The sequence below is a fragment of the Lentzea aerocolonigenes genome, from assembly GCF_000955955.1.
In the GTDB taxonomy this organism is placed as follows: domain Bacteria; phylum Actinomycetota; class Actinomycetes; order Mycobacteriales; family Pseudonocardiaceae; genus Lentzea; species Lentzea aerocolonigenes_A.
In genome coordinates this window covers 1-1,745 of record NZ_JYJG01000156.1, presented here as the reverse complement: position 1 = coordinate 1,745, position 1,745 = coordinate 1, and the positions used below count along the sequence as shown (strand labels likewise).

Genomic DNA, 1,745 nt, shown 5'->3' with positions numbered 1-1,745 from the left:
AGTTGGTGGTACTTGCAGACGCCCTGAAGCTAGGCGTACTGGACGCGGAACTCCTTGATCCCGTTGAGCCAGCCCGACCGCAGCCGCCGCGGTTCGGCGATCTGCCTGATGTTCGGCATGGCGTCGGCGATCGCGTTGAAGATCAGGTCGATCTCCAGCCTGGCGAGGTTCGCGCCGATGCAGAAGTGCGCGCCGCTGCCGCCGAAACCGAGGTGCGGGTTGGGGTCGCGCAGGATGTCGAACTTCCCGGGCTCCTCGAACACGTCCTCGTCGAAGTTGGCGGACGAGTAGAACATGCCGACCCGCTGGCCCTGCTTGATCTCCACGCCGCTGAGCACCGTGTCCACCATCGCGGTGCGCTGGAACGAGACCACCGGCGTGGCCCACCGGACGATCTCGTCACCGGCGGTGGCGGGACGGGAAGCCTTGAACAGCTCCCACTGGTCCGGGTGGTCGAAGAACGCCTTCATGCCGTGCGTGATGGCGTTGCGCGTGGTCTCGTTGCCGGCAACTGCCAGCAGCAGCACGAAGAAGCCGAACTCCTCCGACGCGAGGAACGCACCGTCCGCGTCGGCCTGAACGAGCTTCGTGACGATGTCCGAGCGCGGGCACTTCCTGCGGTCCTCCGCCATCGTCCACGAGTAGCCGAGGAGTTCGGTGGCCGCGGCGAGCGGTTCGATCTCGAACTCGGGGTCGTCGTAGGCGATCATCTGGTTGGACCAGTCGAAGATCTTGCGCCGGTCCTCCTGCGGGATGCCGATCAGTTCGGCGATCGCCTGCAGGGGCAGTTCGCACGCCACGTCCGTCACGAAGTCGCCGCTGCCCTTGGTGAGCGCCTCCGCCACGATCCGTTCCGCGCGCTCGGTGAGAGCGTCGCGCAACGCGTTGACCGCCTTGGGGGTGAAGCCGCGGGAGACGATGCCGCGCTGCTTCGTGTGTGTCGGCGGGTCCATGTTGAGCAGCAGCAGGCGCTGCATCTCGATGTTGTCGCGGGGCATGTCGTCCTTGAAGCGGATGATCGCGGTGTTCTCCCGGCTGGAGAAGACCTCGCTGTTGCGCGAGACCTCCTTGACGTCGTGGTGCCGGGTCACCACCCAGTAGCCCTCGTCGGGGAAGCCGCCCTGGCCGTGCGGTTTGGAGTTCCACCAGATCGGCGCGGTCTTGCGCAGTTCGGCGAGTTCCTCGACAGGCAGACGACTCGCGTACATGTCGGGGTCGGTGAAGTCGAAGCCTTCCGGGATGCGCGGCTTGCCCACAGGCACCTCCTAGGTGGAACGCGTTCTATCTGATTCAAACACGCTTAAGGCTTGTACTGAAGCCCCCAGGTGGCCAAGCTAGACCCCTGCAGGAACGTGTTCTAGTTTTCGAGGAGGCTCGCGTGGGCAGTCCGGTGATCGTGGGAGCGGCGCGCACGCCCATCGGCAGGCGCAACGGCTGGTTGTCGGGCCTGCACGCCGCCGAGCTCCTCGGTGCGGCACAACGAGGTCTTCTTGACAGGACCGGTGTCGATCCGTCCACTGTCGAACAAGTCATCGGCGGCACCGTCACACAGGCCGGCGAGCAGTCCAACAACATCGCCCGCACCGCCTGGCTGCACACGGGCCTGCCCTACACGACCGGCGCCGCCACCATTGATGCCCAATGCGGCTCGGCCCAGCACTCCACACATCTCATCGCCGGGCTCATCGCGGCGGGGGCCATCGAGTGCGGCATCGCCTGCGGTGTCGAGGCCATGAGCCGCGTTC

General features: G+C 66.1%; 1 protein-coding gene and 1 pseudogene. One reads left to right on the top strand and one right to left on the bottom strand.

What is annotated here, in order from left to right; all coding sequences use genetic code 11:
* Positions 1-29: 29 nt before the first annotated feature.
* Positions 30-1,256: a cytochrome P450 gene (locus tag UK23_RS22775; protein WP_156213318.1), complete on the bottom strand. Its 1,227-nt coding sequence runs from the start codon at positions 1,254-1,256 to the stop codon at positions 30-32.
* A gap of 122 nt (positions 1,257-1,378) precedes the next feature.
* Here UK23_RS22775 and UK23_RS22770 point away from each other — a divergent pair.
* Positions 1,379-1,745, top strand: a pseudogene (locus UK23_RS22770) (steroid 3-ketoacyl-CoA thiolase); the annotation flags it as partial.